A 671-nucleotide genomic window follows, 5' to 3' on the forward strand; every position below is an offset into this window, starting at 1 on the left:
TCGACGTTTATTCGTTTTACCAAATAATTTCGCGTTTAATTCAGACGTTTTCAAAGCCATTTACTGTTTACCCCTGATTTAATGACGGCCAGTTAGAGTGCAATACGCGCTCCAATTCCAATGCGCTTTTGTGAACCGCATCTTGAGCAGTTGCAAGTGTCTTCTTGCCGCCTTCGAAATCACTTACGGTTAAATCAAACACAGTGCTGTAGGTGTCTGCACACGTTTCAAATGCACGGCTACGTGGAATGGTTGCCATCATCACTTGGTCACCAAGCAGATAGTTCATTTCCGTCAATACCGAGACTTGCTTCTTGTTGTCGTCTTCGAACATGGTTGGCATTAGACGAACAAACTCTAAGCCATTCCAATCTTCTGGGAACATCTCATAAACCGTAGGCAAATGCTGGAAGAAGTTAACCGTAGATGCCCAGTCTAGACGTTTTGCAGCACAAGGAATTAACAGTGCATTGGACGCGTACATCGCATTCCAAACCAGAGGGTCGACGTGCGGACCGGTATCAATCATGATGATATCGAAGTCATTCGCAATCTTGTCGATAAGCTGTTCTTTCAATAGACGAACGATATCAAGTGATGGGTCTTCAGACAGCGTTTGCCACGCTTCTGCGTTAAACATAGCATCTTCTGGGAATGCGGAGATTGACTTC

Annotated in this window: 1 protein-coding gene; it reads right to left on the reverse strand. The window is 44.7% G+C overall.

All coding sequences use genetic code 11. The features are described 5' to 3' along the window. Nucleotides 1-67: 67 nt before the first annotated feature. The coding region (locus R7044_RS25785) for a ParA family protein (protein ID WP_225456068.1) at nucleotides 68-671 on the reverse strand (604 nt) is incomplete at its 5' end.

It is taken from the genome of Vibrio sp. 1402, from assembly GCF_033340275.1.